We start from the raw sequence: 18,442 nt of genomic DNA on the forward strand, positions 1-18,442 counted from the left end.
AGTATAACAATGAAATTTATGGCTATTATTGCAGCCATTTTGGAGAACGATCTCTCACGTCCCGCTGCTGTCCTTGAATGGGATAACCAGGGTCAAACGGATTGATGTGTACAAACACATCCGCAACGTGCAAAAATTTGTGCAGCAAATGCTGCTTGACCCGTTTGCCTACACTGTGCCCCTCTGCAACAGTTAGCGCAGGATTCACACTAATCTTAATATCAACGATAACGTAGTGACCGTGTTCACGAGCTCGGAGCTCATCCACCAGTATGACACCATCCACCGTCTGCACTGCTTTAATGAGCGGATTCGCTTCTTCATCATGCAGGACATGATCCATTGTCGAATGAATGGAATCTATCACCAGCCTATAGCCCATCTTGAGAACCAACAAGGCTACCGCCAGCCCTGCAACCGGATCTAGGTACAACAGCCAAGCAATGCCGAACTTACCACCAAGCATTGCGGCACCTACCCCAATCAAGGCTGCAATCGAAGAATATACATCGGAACGATGCTCCCATGCATTGGCAATAAGCGCTTGTGAAGATAACCGCTTTCCTAAGCGATATTTGTATTGAAACATGCCTTCCTTCACCACAATTGACAAAAGCAGTACCGCAAGCGCATACCACTCGGGTATGTCCACGTGACCGCCATAGATCGCTTTGATAGCAGAAATAAGGAGCTCCAAGCCTACTACAAGCAGGAGGACAGACACAATGATCGCCGCAATAGACTCTGCTTTTCCGTGCCCGTAAGGGTGATCCCGATCGGGAGGCCGCTTTGCAGCTTTAATGCCAACAAGGACGGCAAACGAACCGGCTACGTCAGATGCAGAGTGAAATGCATCCGCAATCAGTGCTTGGCTCCCTGAGGAAAAGCCCGCAATCCCTTTAAGACCCGCCAACAAAATATTACCGATTATGCCAACCCATGCGCCGGTTTCTGCTTGTGCAAAACGGTCAGCTGCCATACTTCATCCCTCGTTTACTCACCAATTCAACTCTATTAGCACTTCCATAGGCCTAACACGCTAAAACCGCGTCGCAACGGACGCGGCTTCAACGAATAAACAGGCCAAGCGCTTAGAGCAACAATGGACATTTATTCCTGCTATATCAGTTTACGCAGCAAGCACGCAAACTATCATAAAAAACAAAATTAAGCTTGTTGAGGCTTTTTAGCTGTATTACTTGTCTTCTTTTCTTTGTTCTTAAGCACAGCCCACAGTGGGCTTGCAATAAAGATAGAAGAGTATGCGCCAAATGCCAAACCGATAATAATCGCAAGCGAGAACATCCGAATGGATTCACTACCGAATACAAACAAGCAGACAGCTGCAACAAGTACCGTCAACACCGTATTAATGGAACGTGTAAGTGTCTGATACACACTATCATTAACTAGGTGAGCCAGGTCGTTCCAGTTGCGAACTTTAGCAAATCGAAGATTCTCGCGGATCCGGTCAAAAATAACTATCGTATCGTTGATGGAATATCCGATAATCGTCAAGATCGCAATAATAAACGGCAGATTGACTTCCAGTCGGAAGATTGAGAATACGCTAATAACCATAAAAGCATCATGCAGCAAGGCAATAACCGCAGAGATGGCAAAACGCCACTCAAAGCGAATGCTTACATAAATGATAATCCCGATTGATGACAACAAGACGGCCCAGATCGCATTACGCTGCAGTTCTTTCGCAATCTCTACATCAACCGTGTTCACTTCAAACGAAGATCCAGGAGACAATTTGCCGAAGTCATCCTTTAGCTGTTTCTCCATCTTGTCCGTTAGCACTTCGTTAAAGCGAATATTAATTCGCTCGCTACCCATCGTAACATGAGGAGCCTTGGACATTTCGTACTTATCGAGCAGCTTGTCTACTTCAGCTTTCTCCACTTGTTTCTTGATTGTAATGTCCACATTCGTACCGGAGCTAAAGTCGACCCCGTAATTTAATCCGAAAATACCAAGTACTGCAACCCCTATTATCGTAATTGCAATCGAGAAAATAAAGAAATATTTACTGCTGTGTACAAAGTTAAACGTTCCTTTAAAGCGCACGGATGTCACGCTCCTTCACACCATAATACCCAGGCTTGTTCCAAATGTTAGCCTTGATGACCAATTGAAGCAGCAGGCGCGAAATGTACACGTTCGTAATAATCGTACATACCACCGTCATCATCAAAATAAGTGCAAAGCCTTTAACTTGGCTCTCCCCGAGGAAGTACATCACAACAGCAGCGATAACCGTTGTCACGTTGGCGTCAATAATCGTACGGAACGAGTTCTTCGATCCAGCTCTCAGTGACGACATAACCGACTTGCCACTCTTCATCTCGTCTTTAATACGTTCATAGGTAATAATGTTGGCATCAACAGCCATCCCTAATCCCAGTACAAAGGCCGCTATCCCCGGAAGCGTAAGTGTAATATCTGACATCCAGAATACAAAGAGCAACAGCCATGTAAATAGAATAAGACAGAAGCTCGCAATAATACCTGGCAAACGGTAAACGGCTAACATAAAGATCAGAATCAGCACGGTACCAATTAGCCCGGCTTTGACTGTCTGATCCAAAGATAATTTACCAAGCGTAGCTGCTACACTCTGCGTATACTTCTCGGTCAGCTTCAGCGGGAGCGAGCCCAAGTTGATCGTATCACGCAGCTCATTAGCTTCGGCATTTGTCTTTTGTCCAGTAATTGTTGCTTCGCCACCAGAAATCTCAAAATTAACTGCTGGATCCGATATCATCTTCTCGTCCATGTAGATGGCCAGATGATTGCGTCCTTCACTTACTTTGGAAGCAAGACGCTTCGTAATCTCAGAAAACTTGTTCGCATCCTTCAGCTTAATGGAAACGACGGGGCTCTTTAGCTCGTCATAAACGACCTTTGCGCCACCCTCTACAAAGTCTGTTCCTTTTAGCTCGACCTTACAATAATCTGTAGCTGTCTTACAGCCATCTGAGCTCCGGAATGTTAATACCGATGGTTCTTTCAACTTCTCACGCACTGCCTGATCATCACCAACAGCCGCAATCTTCACTCGAATGCGGTTAGAGCCTTCTGTCGTAATTTCAGGTTCGCTAGTACCTTGAGCGTTAATCCGTTTCTCCAAACTCTTCGCAGTCTGTGTTAAGGTTTCAGAAGTAATCTTTCCACCCGGCTCAAGAGGTGATGCTTCATAAAGAATTTCGAAGCCGCCTTGTAAGTCCAGACCGAGACGAATGTTGTTCAGTATCGATGGGCTAGTCCATGCCATAACACCTAACGATACAACAACGATGAGCAAAAATGCCATCATCCGTTTCATTTCGTCCCATTCCCCTTTCATATTCAATATTCCTATTATAATAGCCGTCAAAAAACGAGTCAATTTGCATATTAAAGATAGGAAAGCATTTACACAACCATTATAACAACTTCTAACCTATTTAAATCCGTGAAAAAAGTCTCACCTTTAAGAAAAGGGAGACCCGCGATAAGCTGACATTGTCATATAATTCATAAATTTGGTCACTTTTAACGACAAAATATCATTGACCACCTCATGAACTGCCGGTTCACCACTTTTCTTGTACTTCTCACTGACACACTCCCATACTTCAGCAGCCGTCACATGCTCATAACCAATCAAGTGAAATTCTTCCGCTTTGCTCTGACATAACAATTCAACATCTTCATCCTTCAGTTTATCCATCTCTACTTCTAAATCGAGTTCAACCCCTAGCTGCTCCACCATAACGGCCTCTCCCTTCCGTTCACTCTACTTTCATTCGCGCCTCACAACACCTGTTCCTGCTTACTAAAAGTCTAGAAGTAAAAATGTGCGGTATGTAATATGGACAACCGCATATGAATGAAGTAATGACAATAGGTACAAGTTACCTCAAGCGAGGGATCGTCGGTGAAAAAACAATCCTTTATCCAAGGCACGCTCATACTGCTAGCTGCCGGTATCGTCAATCGTATACTCGGCTTCATCCCGCGCATCACACTGCCTAGAATCATCGGAGCAGAAGGAGTTGGCATTTACCAGCTCGGCTACCCATTCCTTATCGTTATGATTACCATTATTACAGGTGGCGTACCACTGGCTGTCTCCAAGTTAGTGGCTGAAGCAGAATCAAGAGGCGATAGGGCGCGCACATATCGAATTCTACGAGCCGCGCTCTTGTTAACTTCTACCGTTGGTATCCTGCTGTCCATCATCAGCTTGCTGCTAGCTCCATGGATTACGTCACATCTGTTAACGGACAAGCGTGTCTATTTCACTTTTCTTATTATGACACCAATTATCGTTCTTGTCGCTGTATCTTCTGTGCTTCGTGGTTATTTTCAGGGGAAGCATAATATGATTCCCACTGCAGTGTCTCAAGTGACGGAGACGATTATACGTATTATCGCCGTCATCGCCTGCGCCTATGTATTGCTGCCTTATGGTCTGGAGTGGGCAGCCGCTGGCGCAATGCTCGGCACCGTAATTGGCGAGCTAGGAGGGCTGTCTGTACTTTGTTACGAGCTCTACGCCTCCCGCAAGCGGAAACGTATGGAAATCGCCTCGGCGGTTGAGCAGCCTGCATTAGTACTCGAGCAAGAGGTTACATCCCAAACACAAAGAGGCGTATGGCGCAGCATGATGAGAATCGCACTCCCGGTAACGGGTGGGAAGCTCGTCGGCTCCCTCTCCTATTTGGTGGAGTCGATTGCGATTGCCCGCAGCCTAGCCGTAGCTGGCATAGCCACAGCCGTTGCTACAGCACAGTACGGCGCGCTGCAAGGCATGATCATTCCCATCCTGCTGCTGCCCGGAGCACTCACCTATTCACTTGCCGTATCGCTTGTACCTTCCTTATCCGAAGCATACGGCCGCAACGACATGAAAACGATACATAAGCGGCTTCATCAAGCGATACGACTTGCGCTCGTATGTGGGGCACCGTTTGCGGTAGTCATGTTTGTACTGGCACTACCGCTCTGTGTGCTGCTCTATAATGATCCCGCTGTAGCTCCTATGCTGCGCTGGATGGCACCTATCGCTGTGTTTATTTATATTCAGGCTCCATTGCAAGCCGCGCTGCAAGCACTCGATCGACCAGGGACTGCGCTAACAAATACACTGATCGGCGCAACCCTTAAGCTGCTTCTGATTATCCAGCTTGCTTCAATGCCCGCCTTGGGCATTATGGGTGCTGTGATCGCTATTAGTGTGAATACAGTAATTGTGACATTGCTGCACGCTTGGAGTGTCATTCGATCCTTAAAGCTAAAACTCCCTTGGCTTGACTTCGCTAAAGTAGCTGCAGCAATGGTCATCATGGCTGGTGTCGTGCAGTATATCTACGTACATGCACCTCTTGGTGAGGGCCATGCGCTCTTTCGCTTTATTGCTGGCTGTCTCAGCGGTATTGTGACTTATGTATCTTTGCTCATTGTGATGAAATTAGTAGATCGCAGTGATATGAGCCGTGTGCCAATCTTTGGCCGCTGGTTCTCCCAAAAGCCAACATCGTAACTTAAAAAGATGCGAGCCGTTGATTTAACGAATCGCATCTTTTTTATCGAGGAACAACTCCCCTTTATGATCAATACTGCAAAAAAAGACGTCTTTAAAATCTTTGATGCCTCGCAGCTTCATTTCTGCTTTCAACCAAAAACGTGTCTTATCGATCTGCTCCAAACTATCATCCATGACCTTGCCATCCATAATAAGCGGCAGAGGAAGGGTAACAAACTTGATCTTGTCTGCTTGTATCACAGGCTTGCTACCTGCACTCCCGATACTTCCTGCTGCATAAACGGCTGACTCACCAGTAGCAGAACCGCCAGAGGAACTAACCGAACCTCTGCTTTTTGTCTGGTCTGCCTTGGATGGACTCCCCTCCGCACCCGCTCTAGAAGGGATGTTCACAAGATCTCCTGGACGACTACCAACTTGCTGGCTGCCTGACTCCAGTTCCTCTGTAAATCCCCCAGACTGACCTCCGCTTTGTATGGCTTCATCTTTCATGAAGATGGTCAGCTTACCCGTCGCTTCCAGAATAGCATATTCAACATCCTGAACAGAATCCACACCCTGTTCCCTCAGCTGCAGCATAAGATCATCCAAGTTATAGCGCTGCTTTCGCATCTCTTCACGGTTCAGATTCCCCTGACTGATAATAATGCTTGGCTTGCCATCAAATATTTCCCGTAGACGTCTGCTTTTTAATGTTAGAAATGCAAGTGTCACCTGAACGACAACCAGCACGATCATCGGTGTAATACTTTCCAACAGCGGTCTTTCTGTATTCTCAATACTGAATACCGCAATCTCAGCTATCATAATGGAAATGACCAGATCAAACACGGACAATTTGCCTATTTCTCGTTTACCCATGACTCGAAGTACAATAAACACCAGAAAGTACATCAAAATGGTATGCCAAATATGGGGCCACACGTTCATTGTGCTTTGTCCTCCAATTTCCACAAGATGTGAGTGAGCGCATTAGCCACTGTAATGGTATTCTGACCGCTCTCATGGAAAGACATGCAGCATGCTGATATGTGTTTATTGCCATTATCTGAATACTGGACATTAAGTATATTTTAGCCACCATTTAGATTGACTGGAGAACACGCTTTATAGGATAAATAACAACAAATAGCCTGTAGAGATCACTAACGACAATAACGTAAGTGGTGCGCCAATCTTTAAGAATTCCCAGTAGCTGAATCCATGTCCCTCTTTCTTTGCCATACCTGACACGATTACGTTTGCAGAAGCGCCGATAATCGTCCCATTTCCACCTAAACAGGCCCCCAGCGCCAATGCCCACCAAATGGGATTCAGATCATGCGGACTTGTTATCCCCATTTGAGTACCCAAGTCTTGGATTAACGGGATCATGGTAGCCACAAAAGGAATGTTATCAATTGTAGCGGAAGCAAAGCCGGATACCCACAGAATCAGCATCGTTGTCTTCGTTATGTCCCCTTCAGTCAAATCCAAAGTCATTTGCGCCAATTGTCCGATAATTCCGGCTTCAATTAAACCACCAACGAGAATGAACAATCCAATAAAGAATAGGATAGTTACCCACTCTACCTGGTGCAGTGCTTCTTCAATCTCATGCTCGCCGCGTGTTCCAATCAGCATCAGTAACGTAGCGCCAGCCATTGCAACGACAGAAGCTTCAACATGAATAACCGAATGCAGGGCAAACCCTGCAATTGTAAGCATAAGCACAACTAACGATTTGCGAACAAGGCGCTTATCCTTGATGTATTCATCGGCAGATAATTCCATCAAAGCTGCACGCTGCTGATCGCTGACTTGAAGCTGTTTTCTGTAAATAAGGACAAGCAGACCAATGATCACAAGCATAATGACAATAACAACTGGTGCTAGGTACTGCAGAAACATGTTAAACGTCAAATGCTTATTGGCAGACCCAATCATTATGTTAGGTGGATCACCAATCAACGTAGCTGTCCCGCCTACGTTAGCAGCAATAATTTCAGCAATCAGATAAGGAACGGGGTTCACTTTTAACATCCGGGTAATAGAGAATGTGATAGGTACAATTAAAAGTACGGTTGTAACATTGTCCAGAAATGCGGACCCCAAAGCGGTTAACGAAGACATAATGACCAGGATGCGAACAGGCCTGCCTTGTGCTTTCTGGGCAGCTTTAACCGCAATGTATTGGAACACACCGCTCTTATTTGTAATTCCTACCAATATCATCATCCCTACAAGTAGGAAGATCGTATTCCACTCGATATAATTCGTAAAGGCGACATGCGCATCCACAATCTGCAATATGAGCATAAGTACCGCACCTAACAATGCAATAACTGCGCGGTTTAATTTCTCAGAAATGATAATTGCATATGTAACCAAAAATACGATAACTGCTGCAGTAACCTGCCAACTCTCCATATGATGCTCCACTATTTCCATCCCTCTCCATGTCGGCGCAAGTAGTTCGTACTAGTTACCCATGAACACACTTCGTCTTATTCTTCAAGATTATAACGCCGTCCTTTTTTTTCGTCCATGTTTCGATTGTTTCATCACCACACTTTAGCAATCTTTCAGTATCGACTTGTACTATTTCTTATAGCTTGCCCATACGATGAATACAAATAGCTTGTTCAAGGAGGGGATCTGATGAATGCGATTCAAAAAGTAAGCAATTGGAAGATGAATCCGATATTTGCAGGCATCTGTTATGGCTTTGTATGGTTAGCTTTAGGTGCGCTGACACTTTCTGTCCTGCTAGCAGCCAGCTCAGCGAGTGAAGATAATATGAAGAGCTACACTTATATTATTCATGGATTTGCTTTGCTTGTAGCAGGGTGGACTGCTGGACGTCGCAGCGGCAAGAAAGGCTGGTATTATGGGGGGATAACAGGACTACTCTATTTACTGATTGTCCTTATAATCGGATTTTTAGCTATGGACGTATCATTTAATTGGAATAAATTACTTTATATTTTACTATCCTTTGGTGTGGCCGCTCTAGGCGGAATAGCAGGAGTAAATACAAAAAAACATAAGAAATAAACCCCATGATTGAAATTTCCGGGTAAAAAAGGGACTTTCCGTCCGCTGATGTTCCTCTCTCTTTGTGATATACTATGAAAGTTAATGCTTGGTGAAAAGGCATAATAGGGGGAGCATAATGATTCAATTCCATTCCATGCAGACTATCACGATCTGGACAGTCATCGTTGTGATAGCTCTCGTCTGGTTCGGTTCTCGCAAGCAGCCACTTGCTGTTTTTGCGTCTATATTCCGAGCACTTTGGCAGTCAAGACCATTTCTAATCGCATTTATTTCACTTATTTTGATTCTTTTAGTTAATAAGTATGAATTGGATATCGAACAACTTATGAATATTTCTTGGGACTTTACTCCTGCTATTCATCAGTTGGAAGGGCAATTCGTAAACAGCTTCCAGCAGCTGTTTAATCATCCGTTTCTAACCCAGATACTAGCGGTTTTTTATTTGATCGTATTTCAGGGTTTGATTGTGTCTTCTATCGGGATATATACAGCATCCGGCAAATTAAAGATGGCCATTGCTGTCTGTTATGCTATCGCGATTAATTATGTGATCGCTATTCCGTTCTACTTGTTCTTCCCAGTAAATGAAGTGTGGTCATACCCACCGGCAGGCGTGGAATTTGTAATGCTGCAGGTGTTTCCAACATTCGAGGAGCACTATCGCCAGTTCTCAGGGCTTGATAACTGCTTTCCAAGTCTGCATACCTCGATCTCCGTTACGGTTGCCTTAATTGCAGCCAGATCAGGCATTCGACGATGGTCTATTTTCACAGGAGCCAGCGCACTTATTATCATTTTCTCCATCTTCTATATGGGCATTCATTGGTTGTCTGATATGCTGGCAGGTGTGGCATTAGCCGTATTCGCTAGCTGGTTGGGGATGAAGTTGGCAGGTGTTGAGCCTTCCATGAAAGCGATGTTAAGCAAAAGACAGCAGCCGGTGAGCCCGACACGTAGTAAGAATGTTACGGGATCGAATCAAACAGCAGAGTAGGTTCGGACAAGATGATATAGAATGATTGAGTTGGGCAGCCCTCCGTCACCTTTTGGTGCTTGGAGGGCTGTTCTGTTTGAATAGGTACGTATTACTATTACTAACAACGAACGCGTTGATTAAAAATATATATCCCTAATGTTACTTGAGCTGCATGTTTCACTTTTATTTTCCATTTTTTACTATTTTATAAATATCAATATGCAGCCACAACCAGCACCACACCATCTCAAGCTTATCTCAAAATAAAAAAGCAGGCTGTTGAGATTATCTCAACAGCCTGCTTTACCGATGTGATCGGCCATGATTACAATATTAATCCCAAGCAGTGCATCCTCCGTATTACGCAGAAGCACTCTCTTCAGAACTTGCTGAGACATGACTGATCGCGCTGCGATCAAATGTCAGCTTTGTTACATCGTTCACACGCAGCACAACTGTATCGTCTGTGATCTCCACGATTGTACCGTGAAGTCCGCCGATTGTGACGATCTTATCGTTCTTCTTCAGAGCGCTAAGCATCGAATTGCGAGTCTTAGATTTCTTCTGTTGCGGACGGATAAGCAAAAAGTAAAATACAGCAAACATTAATACAAACGGAAGAAGCAAGGACCATATGTTAGATCCGCCTGTTGGTGCTGCTGCAGCTAACTCGATAGACATTTTGTTACTCCCCCTTTCCTTTACATATTCTATGTACGGATATCAAGCTTCCCTTATCATGTCTGCGGGAAGCTTGTCCACCCAAAGATTAGAAGCCGCTTTCGTTGCGATCCATGCCATAACGTTCAAAGAACTCATCCCGGAAATCACGCAAACGATCCTCGCGAATCGCTTCACGCACTTGACTCATCAGATTCACAAGGAAATGCAAATTATGATAAGTCGTTAATCGTAATCCGAACGTCTCATCTGCCTTAATCAGATGACGCAGATACGCACGCGAGTAGTTGCGGCAAGTGTAACAATCACAATTCGGATCAAGTGGGCCAAAATCACGCGCATACTTCGCATTACGTACAACCAATCTGCCTTGACTGGTCATTGTTGTACCATTGCGGGCAATACGTGTTGGAAGCACGCAGTCGAACATATCAACTCCGCGCATCGCTCCTTCAATCAGTGCATCAGGAGAACCAACGCCCATCAAGTACCGAGGCTTATTATCCGGCAAGTAAGGCATGGTAGTGTCCAGCACCTCATACATAAGATGTTTAGGCTCACCAACACTGAGTCCCCCAATAGCATACCCCGGGAAATCCATCGAAGTCAAATCCTTGGCACTCTGAATACGCAGATCCTCATACATACCGCCTTGCACGATTGCAAACAATGCCTGATCATGTGGTCGAGCATGACTTTCCAAGCACCGTTCTGCCCAGCGTGTCGTCCGTTCCAATGAATGCTTGACATAAGCATGCTCGGCAGGAAAAGGTGCACATTCATCAAAAGCCATCATGATATCAGAGCCCAAAGCATTTTGAATCTCCATCGCCTTCTCAGGCGACAGGAACAGCTTATCGCCGTTCAAATGAGAGCGGAAATGAACACCCTCTTCTTCAATCTTACGCATGTCGCTCAGGCTAAACACTTGAAAACCGCCGCTATCTGTCAGAATGGCACGATCCCAATTCATAAACTTATGCAGTCCACCAGCTTCACGCACGATCTCGTGTCCCGGGCGCAAAAACAAATGATACGTATTACTCAAAATAATACGAGCTTCCATTTCCTTCAGTTCTTCCGGGCTCATTGTCTTTACTGTCGCCAATGTGCCCACCGGCATGAAGATCGGTGTCTCAAAGGAACCGTGCGGTGTATGCACGATGCCAAGACGCGCGCCTGTTTGCTTGCACGTCTTTATATGTTCGTAAGTCACTGCTGCCATGTTAGTGATCATCCTTATCGTAGATTCGTCTAGTCTGTTCTTATTTACGTTATGAGCAATTAATTTTAAAGTGACAGTATAGCGGAATTATGACACTTTGACAACATACATCCGCTTGCTAGTCTGCACTACCCATGGATAAACATCGCATCACCAAAACTAAAGAAACGATATTCATTGGTAACTGCTTCTTCATACGCATGCATGATGTGTTCACGTCCTGCTAAAGCACTAACCAGCATAACAAGTGTAGACTTGGGCAAATGGAAATTCGTTAGCAATGCGTCCACTACAAGGAACTGGTAGCCAGGATACATAAAAATATCCGTCCAGCCTGAGCATGCCTGAATCGGTTGCCCTGCGAATCGTTGTGCTACCGTCTCCAACGTTCTCGCTGAAGTCGTTCCTACCGCAATAACTCGACCACCCTTTGCTTTCGTATCTCGAATGAGACTCGCTGTCTCTTCAGGCATTTCATAGTACTCCGCATGCATCACATGTTCTTCCACACGCTCTGCTGACATCGGTCGGAAAGTACCGAGTCCGACATGAAGCGTCACGGAAGCGATTCGAATGCCTTTGTCCTTAATCCGCTCAAGCAGCTCCGTTGTAAAATGCAGCCCCGCGGTCGGTGCAGCAGCCGAACCTTCATGCTTGGCATACACCGTCTGGTAGCGCTCACGGTCATTCAACTGTTCTTTAATATAAGGCGGGAGCGGCATCTCCCCAAGCCGGTCTAATATTTCTTGGAAAATACCATCGTATTCAAAACGAAGCAATCTTCCACCCATATCCCGCTCTTCCACCACAACTGCACGCAGTTCCTCGCCAAAGGTAACTACAGCACCTAGCTTCAGACGCTTAGCAGGCTTAACGAGTGCCTCCCATACGTCGCCTTCCTCCTGCTTCAGCAGCAGTACTTCCATCTTAGCTCCTGTATCGGGCTTTACCCCGAACAATCGAGCGGGAATGACACGAGTATCGTTAAGGACAAGCAGATCACCGGGTTGCAAATAATTAATAATATCGGTAAACGTATGGTGCTCTACATGTCCTGAATTGCGGTCCAGCGTCAATAAACGCGATGCGGTACGATCTTGCAAAGGTGTCTGTGCGATTAGCTGTTCTGGTAAATGAAAATCAAATAAGTTCACATTCATCGTCTGTTCATCCTAACGCTTTATGAGTTCCACGTTTTTGTAATAGTATTTCAAAATCTTCTGGTAATCATACCCTTTGTCTGCCAATCCTTTGGCCCCCCATTGGGATAAGCCGACGCCATGACCATAACCCTTACCTTTAAAGAAATAGGTTGGCTGTGAATTTATTGCCTTTGCCTCGCCTTTTCCGTTTATGGCAATTGCGCCATCTTTAAGATTTTGTGGTGAAGAGGACTTGCCGTCAACGGCAGTACCGCCACTGATGCCATTCTTATCTGTAGATTTACCACTCGCTCCGGCAACCGTATAGTTGCTGCTCGATACGACCTCAAACAATGTGCTTGGCAGCCCACCGAATACACTGCGGAAGCTGTCTGGATAGCTGACTTGAATCGGCACACCGTTTACTTCCATCTTGGTCACCCGTCCGGAAGGTCCTCGACTTGTCACTGCCAGCTTCTGCACTGTGCCGCTAAAAGCGGTCTTCGTTGAGGACTTAATCATATTTGTAACTTCTTGTGCCGTATAAGGCCCACGCATCCAAGCATACTCCGTCGATTCTGGAACGGTATTTAATACGATTAACCCCGTTCCTTTATCCGCTTGGGCTACAGGATTCACATTGGATTGGATAGCTGGTATTGGCCGAATGTTTGTACCGTTCTCCTTAGGATAAGCGATTTGAAGCCCGGCTTTGTTCCGGCTCGCCTCCTTTGTCACTACGTCTTCGCGAACGTAACCGAGCGCTCCGCTAGGAAGAGCGACATAATACCAGTTTTTCTTGCCTTCTTGAATAACGTCATCGGGACTGTCGACTACTTGAAAATAGCCATAGCTTCCACCCCATACTTCACTTGGATCGGCTGTCTTTCCCCCGGCGTTCGAATTAAAGATCGCCTCGATCAGCTTGCCGTTCTGCGTGAGCACTTCACCGGCAGTCGCCTCCACGGCTGACTTGATGTTAGAATGCTCCTTCTCTGTCCCATAATAAGCTTGGCTCAGCGTCGTGTCCACGACGTTGGCAATCTCAAACTTGCCATTCTGATACAATGCAAATGTGCGTGCAGCTACTGCTTGTGCCTTTAATGTCTCTGCTGGCCAACTAGAGTAAACTTCGCCGCCCACAACAGATACAAGGTACTGCTCAAGGGGAAGCTCATTTACAAGTGCCAGTTCTTTATTATGGACACTCACTTCCATCAGACCGCGATAGGTACGCTGTGATCGTTCCGTTACTTTAATGGTGGAGTCCTTTGCAGGTTCAATGCCCCATTTCTCATTGCCATACACACGGTAATGAGAAATCGTGCCAGAACCTGTATCTTCCAACGATTGCACCAAGGCACCGGTTGCTTGTACTGGTCGAACATTAACGGCTGGCAGAGCTTGTCCGACCGTTGCTTGTACTTTATCCAATGCAGCTTGAGAGCTCGCTTGTCCTACCCATACAGCAGCAGTTGTCTTGCCGCTGCTCTGAATAATGACTACATTTGCATCAAAGCTAGCATCGAGCAGCAGTTGCAGTGTCGTCTTCGCCTCGGCCAAGCTGTTATAGGTCCCGGCTTGGAGGTAATGCGGTCCCGCTATCGTCGACCGCGCACCCTGCAAAGAGGCTTGTATCGAAGCATCTCCTTCATACCGTTTGAGTGCCTGAGATGCTTCATTCTCCGTATTATAGTAACCAGCATATACGGCGTAGAATGTTGCCCCTCTACGAGGAATATGTATTAATCTGGCGGAATCAGAAGCCTGAACTTTCTTAAGAACGGCTTGTGCCGTCGCTTTGTCTTTTGTTTCAATGACCTTAATTTGATACTGATCCATACTATATCGTGCTTGCGAAATACCCAGTGCCAGCCCATTCTGTGCTGTTCTCGCCTGTACTGTAATTGTTTCCGGTGAAGTCAGCGTAACCTGCTGCGTATGTCCCGGCGACTTGTTTCCCAGATTTGCAAACAGTGCAGCGCGGATGGTCTCCCCCGCCGTCACTTTCGCTTTATCCGCAGCAGCTTGGCCGCTCATCTTCGAACCTGTGTTGGCTGCCGCGGCTTGTGCATGATCATGAAGCAGCGGACTTCCTAATAGCAAGGCACTCGCTGCTAAACATAATAATGTGCGTCTTACTCGAATCATCTAACAACATCTCCTTCTCTCCGTTAAAACAAGCTGTATACTAATATACGCTGGACGCGTATATTAGTTTTTGTCTGGCATTGGGATGCCTAGATGGGCATAAGCCTGCGGCGTCGCAACACGTCCGCGTGGAGTGCGCTGGAGAAAACCGATTTGCAACAAATAAGGTTCGTACACATCTTCAATTGTCTGACTTTCTTCTCCAATCGTTGCCGCAATCGTGTCCAGACCAACCGGACCGCCGCGGAAGTTCATAATCATCGCCTGCAGCATCTTATGGTCGATCTGATCGAGGCCCAACTGGTCAACCTGAATAGACTTCAGCGCCTCATTAGCCAGTTCTGTCGTAATAATGCCATCTCCGCGGACCTGTGCAAAGTCACGGACACGCTTCAACAGACGGTTCGCAATTCGTGGTGTTCCCCGCGAACGAATTGCAATCTCATCGGATGCATCTCCCAGCACCTCAACGCCAAGAATATCAGCGGCACGCGAGACAATGTAGCTAAGCTCATCTGTCTTGTAGTACTCCAAGCGGCTGACGACTCCAAAACGATCACGCAGTGGAGCCGACAACAATCCAGCACGTGTTGTAGCACCTATTAGCGTAAACTTGGGCAGATCGAGCCGAACTGATCGAGCACTTGGACCTTTGCCGATAATAATATCAAGCGCAAAGTCCTCCATCGCAGGATACAGCACTTCCTCTACTGTCCTGTGCAGACGATGAATCTCATCGATAAACAGAACATCGCCTTCCTGAAGATTCGTCAGCAGTGCCGCCAAATCTCCGGGACGTTCGATGGCTGGACCCGAAGTCGTACGTATACTGACACCGAGCTCATTCGCAATGATATTGGACAATGTCGTCTTCCCAAGTCCAGGCGGCCCGTACAGCAATACGTGATCGAGTGCTTCCTTCCTCATCTTGGCAGCCTCAATGAACACCTTCAGATTGTCCTTCACCTGCGCCTGCCCAATATATTCATTTAAATATCGCGGCCGCAGACTAAGTTCAACCGCTTGATCCTCCATCATGAAGTTGGCCGAAATAATACGCTCGTCCATTCGTCAACCGCCTTTCTTTCCTCTAAAAACGTTCTGATCTGGCAAAAAGCCATGGCAAAGGCGAAGTTAGACATCCTGTCAGACACCTTGCTGCTAACCCGAATCTAGTACAACTTAAGCCTTAAATAGCTGTTGCAATGCCTTCTTCATTAAAGAATCCACACTTTCATCCGCATGGACACGATGCTGTAGTTCATGCCATGCATGATCCAGCTCATTATCCCTGTAGCCTAACGCCTTCAGCGCTTCGCGCGCTTCGCTCCATGCAGGATGTCCATCATCGCTTACAATTGTCGGTGTATCCAAGAATAGGGATTGTGCCGTTAAGCTCAAGTCCAGTCCAATCGAATCCAGCTTGTCCTTCAGATCAAGCACAAGCCGCTGTGCCGTCTTCTTACCAATACCCGGCAGCTTAGTTAGAAACGCAAGGTTTTCTTGCTGAATCGCCATCACAACTGCTTCTGGCTTGCCCCCTGCCAGCATGCCAAGCGCTACCTTGGGTCCGATACCATTTACATCAATCAGGCGTCTGAACAGCTTCTGCTCCTGACGACTGCTGAATCCGTAAAGCAATATAGCGTCTTCACGAACATGATGATGCGTATATACCGTAACGGGCTCAACTGACTTGGCAAATACATATGGATTAGGACAATACACACGGTATCCGATTCCATTCACATCAATGATCACATACTCTGTCTCTAAATGGGCTACTTGCCCTCTCAAAAAATCTATCATCGTCGCAATACCCCGTTCAATTGGTCTTGTAATCCGCTCGAGTGCGCATGGCAAATCGCGATGGCCAGCGCATCCGCCACATCGTCAGGCTTAGGAACCGTCTTCAGCTTCAAAAATAGCTTTACCATCTCTTGCACCTGCTTCTTCTCTGCCTTGCCGTAACCAACAATTGCTTGTTTCACTTGCATGGGCGTATACTCCGCAATCGGAATACCACGCTTGGCCGCAGCCAGTATCGTAACGCCCCGTGCCTGACCTACCGAGAAAGCCGTCGTCACGTTGCGATTGAAAAACAACTTCTCCACTGCCATAGCGTCAGGCTTGAATTGATCCAACAACTGCTCCGTCGCCTCGAACACTTGCAGCAGCCTCACCTCGGGTGCGGTAGTTGATTCGGTCTGAATCGATCCGAACTGCACAGGAGTAATTCTACTGCCCTGCTTATCAACAAATCCGAACCCAACTATAGCAATTCCCGGGTCAATCCCCAAAATGCGCAAAAAAAATCTCTCCCTTACCGAACCATGTCACAAGCGAACATATGTGTTCTCTTATTATAACATAGATCGGCAGGAAGAGAATGAGACTTGAGATGATCCAATCGATTCAATTTCGCACTCGAAACGAACTTAAAAATTCACTACTAGCCTTCCATATCAAGCACTTCATCTTTTGTTTTTGCGGGATGAATCCCTTTAAATGCCACTTTGAGCATTGGTGGTGTTACTAATGTAGTTAATATAACCACGATGACAATCGGGGTAAAGTATTGCACGTCAAACAAATTGCCCGCAAGTCCGGTGGTAGCAATAATGAGTGCTACTTCACCACGAGATACCATACCTGCACCGATACCGATCGCACTTTTGCGATTGAAGCCAGTTAATCGCGCACCGAATCCACATCCGATTAATTTCGTTACAATCGCAATCAGTGTAAACACAACTACAAACCAAATATGTTCGCCCAGACCTTCGAATGATACTTTTAATCCTACGCTCACAAAGAAAATCGGGACAAATATCGCATACGCAATCGGCTCAATCTTGTGCTCAACCTCGTGCTTAAATTTGGTTTGGGAGATCGCAATTCCGGCTGCAAATGCTCCAATAATCCCAGCTACACCAAGCCATTCTGCACTGTAAGAGAAGAAGAAACAAATAATAAGCGCCGCACTAATAACAGCTTCCGACACTTGGAGTGGAGCGAGCCACTTCATCACACGCGGCACGACAAACCATCCCAGCACAATCGCGCCTGCGAAGAACAGTACCTTTTTCCCGATTACCAAACCAATAGAGACATCGGCACTGCCGCCTAGAAAGCTCAACATAAAGGCCAGCAAAATGACAACTAATACGTCATCAACCACTGCTGCTCCTAATATAGTCGTACCTTCACGCGAGCTGAGCTGGTTCATATCCTTCAACGTCTGGACAGAAATACTGACTGACGTCGCACATAACAGCAGCCCAACAAACATAGCTTGTGTGCTATCCAGTCCGAAGGCCGCACCTCCGGCATACCCCCCTATGAAAGGAAGAATAATACCACCTATAGCAACTGCAAACGCAGATTTCCAATTTTTCTTTAACTGTTCCATATCTGTTTCCAAGCCTGCGATAAACATCAGTAAAATGACCCCAACTTCGGCCATCTCGGAGATCAGATGACCTTCATTGACCCAACCTAACACTGCTGGACCGATCAAAATTCCTACGACCAACTTGCCTAAAACACTTGGTTGTCCAAGTCGCACAGACAAGTCTCCGGCCAGCTTCGTAGCCACCAAGATAATAAGTAACATTAGCATAAGTTCCATACACATTCCCCTTTCAGCAAACCTTAGTATAACCGTAAACCGACTTTATCTTTTATCG

17 protein-coding genes are annotated in these 18,442 nt (G+C 46.2%); 3 read left to right on the forward strand and 14 right to left on the reverse strand.

The window, feature by feature from the left end; genetic code table 11:
• Positions 1-25 precede the first annotated feature (25 nt).
• The 4 genes from MH117_RS23270 to MH117_RS23285 form a co-directional block, all read right to left on the reverse strand.
• Positions 26-979, reverse strand: coding sequence for a cation diffusion facilitator family transporter (locus MH117_RS23270; protein WP_239333009.1), 954 nt, complete (start codon positions 977-979; stop codon positions 26-28).
• A gap of 188 nt (positions 980-1,167) precedes the next feature.
• Entirely contained in the window at positions 1,168-2,076 is a 909-nt protein-coding gene (secF, locus tag MH117_RS23275) for a protein translocase subunit SecF (RefSeq protein WP_239333011.1), read from the reverse strand.
• Positions 2,066-3,334: a protein translocase subunit SecD gene (secD, locus tag MH117_RS23280; RefSeq protein WP_239333107.1), complete on the reverse strand. Its 1,269-nt coding sequence runs from the start codon at positions 3,332-3,334 to the stop codon at positions 2,066-2,068. Before secD ends, secF begins: the two co-directional genes overlap by 11 nt.
• Positions 3,335-3,481: 147 nt before the next feature.
• Complete coding sequence (locus MH117_RS23285) at positions 3,482-3,721, reverse strand: post-transcriptional regulator (protein WP_481857295.1); 240 nt, start codon at positions 3,719-3,721, stop codon at positions 3,482-3,484.
• A gap of 207 nt (positions 3,722-3,928) precedes the next feature.
• Here MH117_RS23285 and spoVB point away from each other — a divergent pair, with 207 nt between their 5' ends.
• On the forward strand, positions 3,929-5,536 hold the full coding sequence (spoVB, locus tag MH117_RS23290; RefSeq protein WP_239333015.1) for a stage V sporulation protein B: 1,608 nt from the start codon (positions 3,929-3,931) through the stop codon (positions 5,534-5,536).
• A gap of 24 nt (positions 5,537-5,560) precedes the next feature.
• On the opposite strand, the gene MH117_RS23295 is transcribed toward spoVB, so the two are convergent.
• Both MH117_RS23295 and MH117_RS23300 read right to left on the reverse strand, forming a co-directional pair.
• Positions 5,561-6,469, reverse strand: a complete 909-nt coding sequence (locus tag MH117_RS23295) for a DUF421 domain-containing protein (protein ID WP_239333017.1) — start codon at positions 6,467-6,469, stop codon at positions 5,561-5,563.
• 177 nt (positions 6,470-6,646) lie between these two features.
• Positions 6,647-7,969: an ArsB/NhaD family transporter gene (locus tag MH117_RS23300; protein ID WP_239333019.1), complete on the reverse strand. Its 1,323-nt coding sequence runs from the start codon at positions 7,967-7,969 to the stop codon at positions 6,647-6,649.
• Between the two features lie 210 nt (positions 7,970-8,179).
• Here MH117_RS23300 and MH117_RS23305 point away from each other — a divergent pair, with 210 nt between their 5' ends.
• Positions 8,180-8,575, forward strand: coding sequence for a TIGR04086 family membrane protein (locus MH117_RS23305; protein ID WP_239333021.1), 396 nt, complete (start codon positions 8,180-8,182; stop codon positions 8,573-8,575).
• Between the two features lie 118 nt (positions 8,576-8,693).
• Positions 8,694-9,572 carry a phosphatase PAP2 family protein gene (locus tag MH117_RS23310; RefSeq protein ID WP_239333023.1) on the forward strand — a complete coding sequence of 293 codons (879 nt, stop codon included), beginning with the start codon at positions 8,694-8,696 and terminating at the stop codon, positions 9,570-9,572.
• A gap of 342 nt (positions 9,573-9,914) precedes the next feature.
• Here the strand turns inward: MH117_RS23310 and yajC are convergent, their stop codons facing one another.
• From yajC to MH117_RS23350, 8 genes are all read right to left on the reverse strand, one after another.
• Positions 9,915-10,235 carry a preprotein translocase subunit YajC gene (yajC, locus tag MH117_RS23315; protein WP_239333025.1) on the reverse strand — a complete coding sequence of 107 codons (321 nt, stop codon included), beginning with the start codon at positions 10,233-10,235 and terminating at the stop codon, positions 9,915-9,917.
• An 88-nt stretch (positions 10,236-10,323) separates the two neighbouring features.
• Entirely contained in the window at positions 10,324-11,460 is a 1,137-nt protein-coding gene (gene tgt, locus MH117_RS23320) for a tRNA guanosine(34) transglycosylase Tgt (RefSeq protein WP_239333027.1), read from the reverse strand.
• 128 nt (positions 11,461-11,588) lie between these two features.
• The gene (queA, locus tag MH117_RS23325; RefSeq protein WP_239333030.1) at positions 11,589-12,620 is read right to left on the reverse strand and encodes a tRNA preQ1(34) S-adenosylmethionine ribosyltransferase-isomerase QueA; all 1,032 of its coding nucleotides are present in this window, start codon (positions 12,618-12,620) and stop codon (positions 11,589-11,591) included.
• Between the two features lie 12 nt (positions 12,621-12,632).
• Positions 12,633-14,753, reverse strand: a complete 2,121-nt coding sequence (locus MH117_RS23330; protein ID WP_239333032.1) for a SpoIID/LytB domain-containing protein — start codon at positions 14,751-14,753, stop codon at positions 12,633-12,635.
• Between the two features lie 63 nt (positions 14,754-14,816).
• On the reverse strand, positions 14,817-15,821 hold the full coding sequence (gene ruvB, locus MH117_RS23335) for a Holliday junction branch migration DNA helicase RuvB (protein ID WP_028544772.1): 1,005 nt from the start codon (positions 15,819-15,821) through the stop codon (positions 14,817-14,819).
• 114 nt (positions 15,822-15,935) lie between these two features.
• Entirely contained in the window at positions 15,936-16,562 is a 627-nt protein-coding gene (ruvA, locus tag MH117_RS23340) for a Holliday junction branch migration protein RuvA (RefSeq protein WP_239333034.1), read from the reverse strand.
• On the reverse strand, positions 16,559-17,062 hold the full coding sequence (ruvC, locus tag MH117_RS23345; RefSeq protein ID WP_028544770.1) for a crossover junction endodeoxyribonuclease RuvC: 504 nt from the start codon (positions 17,060-17,062) through the stop codon (positions 16,559-16,561). The genes ruvA and ruvC overlap by 4 nt, the downstream gene beginning before the upstream one ends.
• Before the next feature lie 143 nt (positions 17,063-17,205).
• On the reverse strand, positions 17,206-18,384 hold the full coding sequence (locus tag MH117_RS23350; protein WP_239333036.1) for a cation:proton antiporter: 1,179 nt from the start codon (positions 18,382-18,384) through the stop codon (positions 17,206-17,208).
• Between the last annotated feature and the right edge of the window lie 58 nt (positions 18,385-18,442).

The organism is Paenibacillus sp. ACRRX, assembly GCF_022346885.1.
Taxonomy (GTDB): Bacteria; Bacillota; Bacilli; order Paenibacillales; family Paenibacillaceae; genus Paenibacillus_B.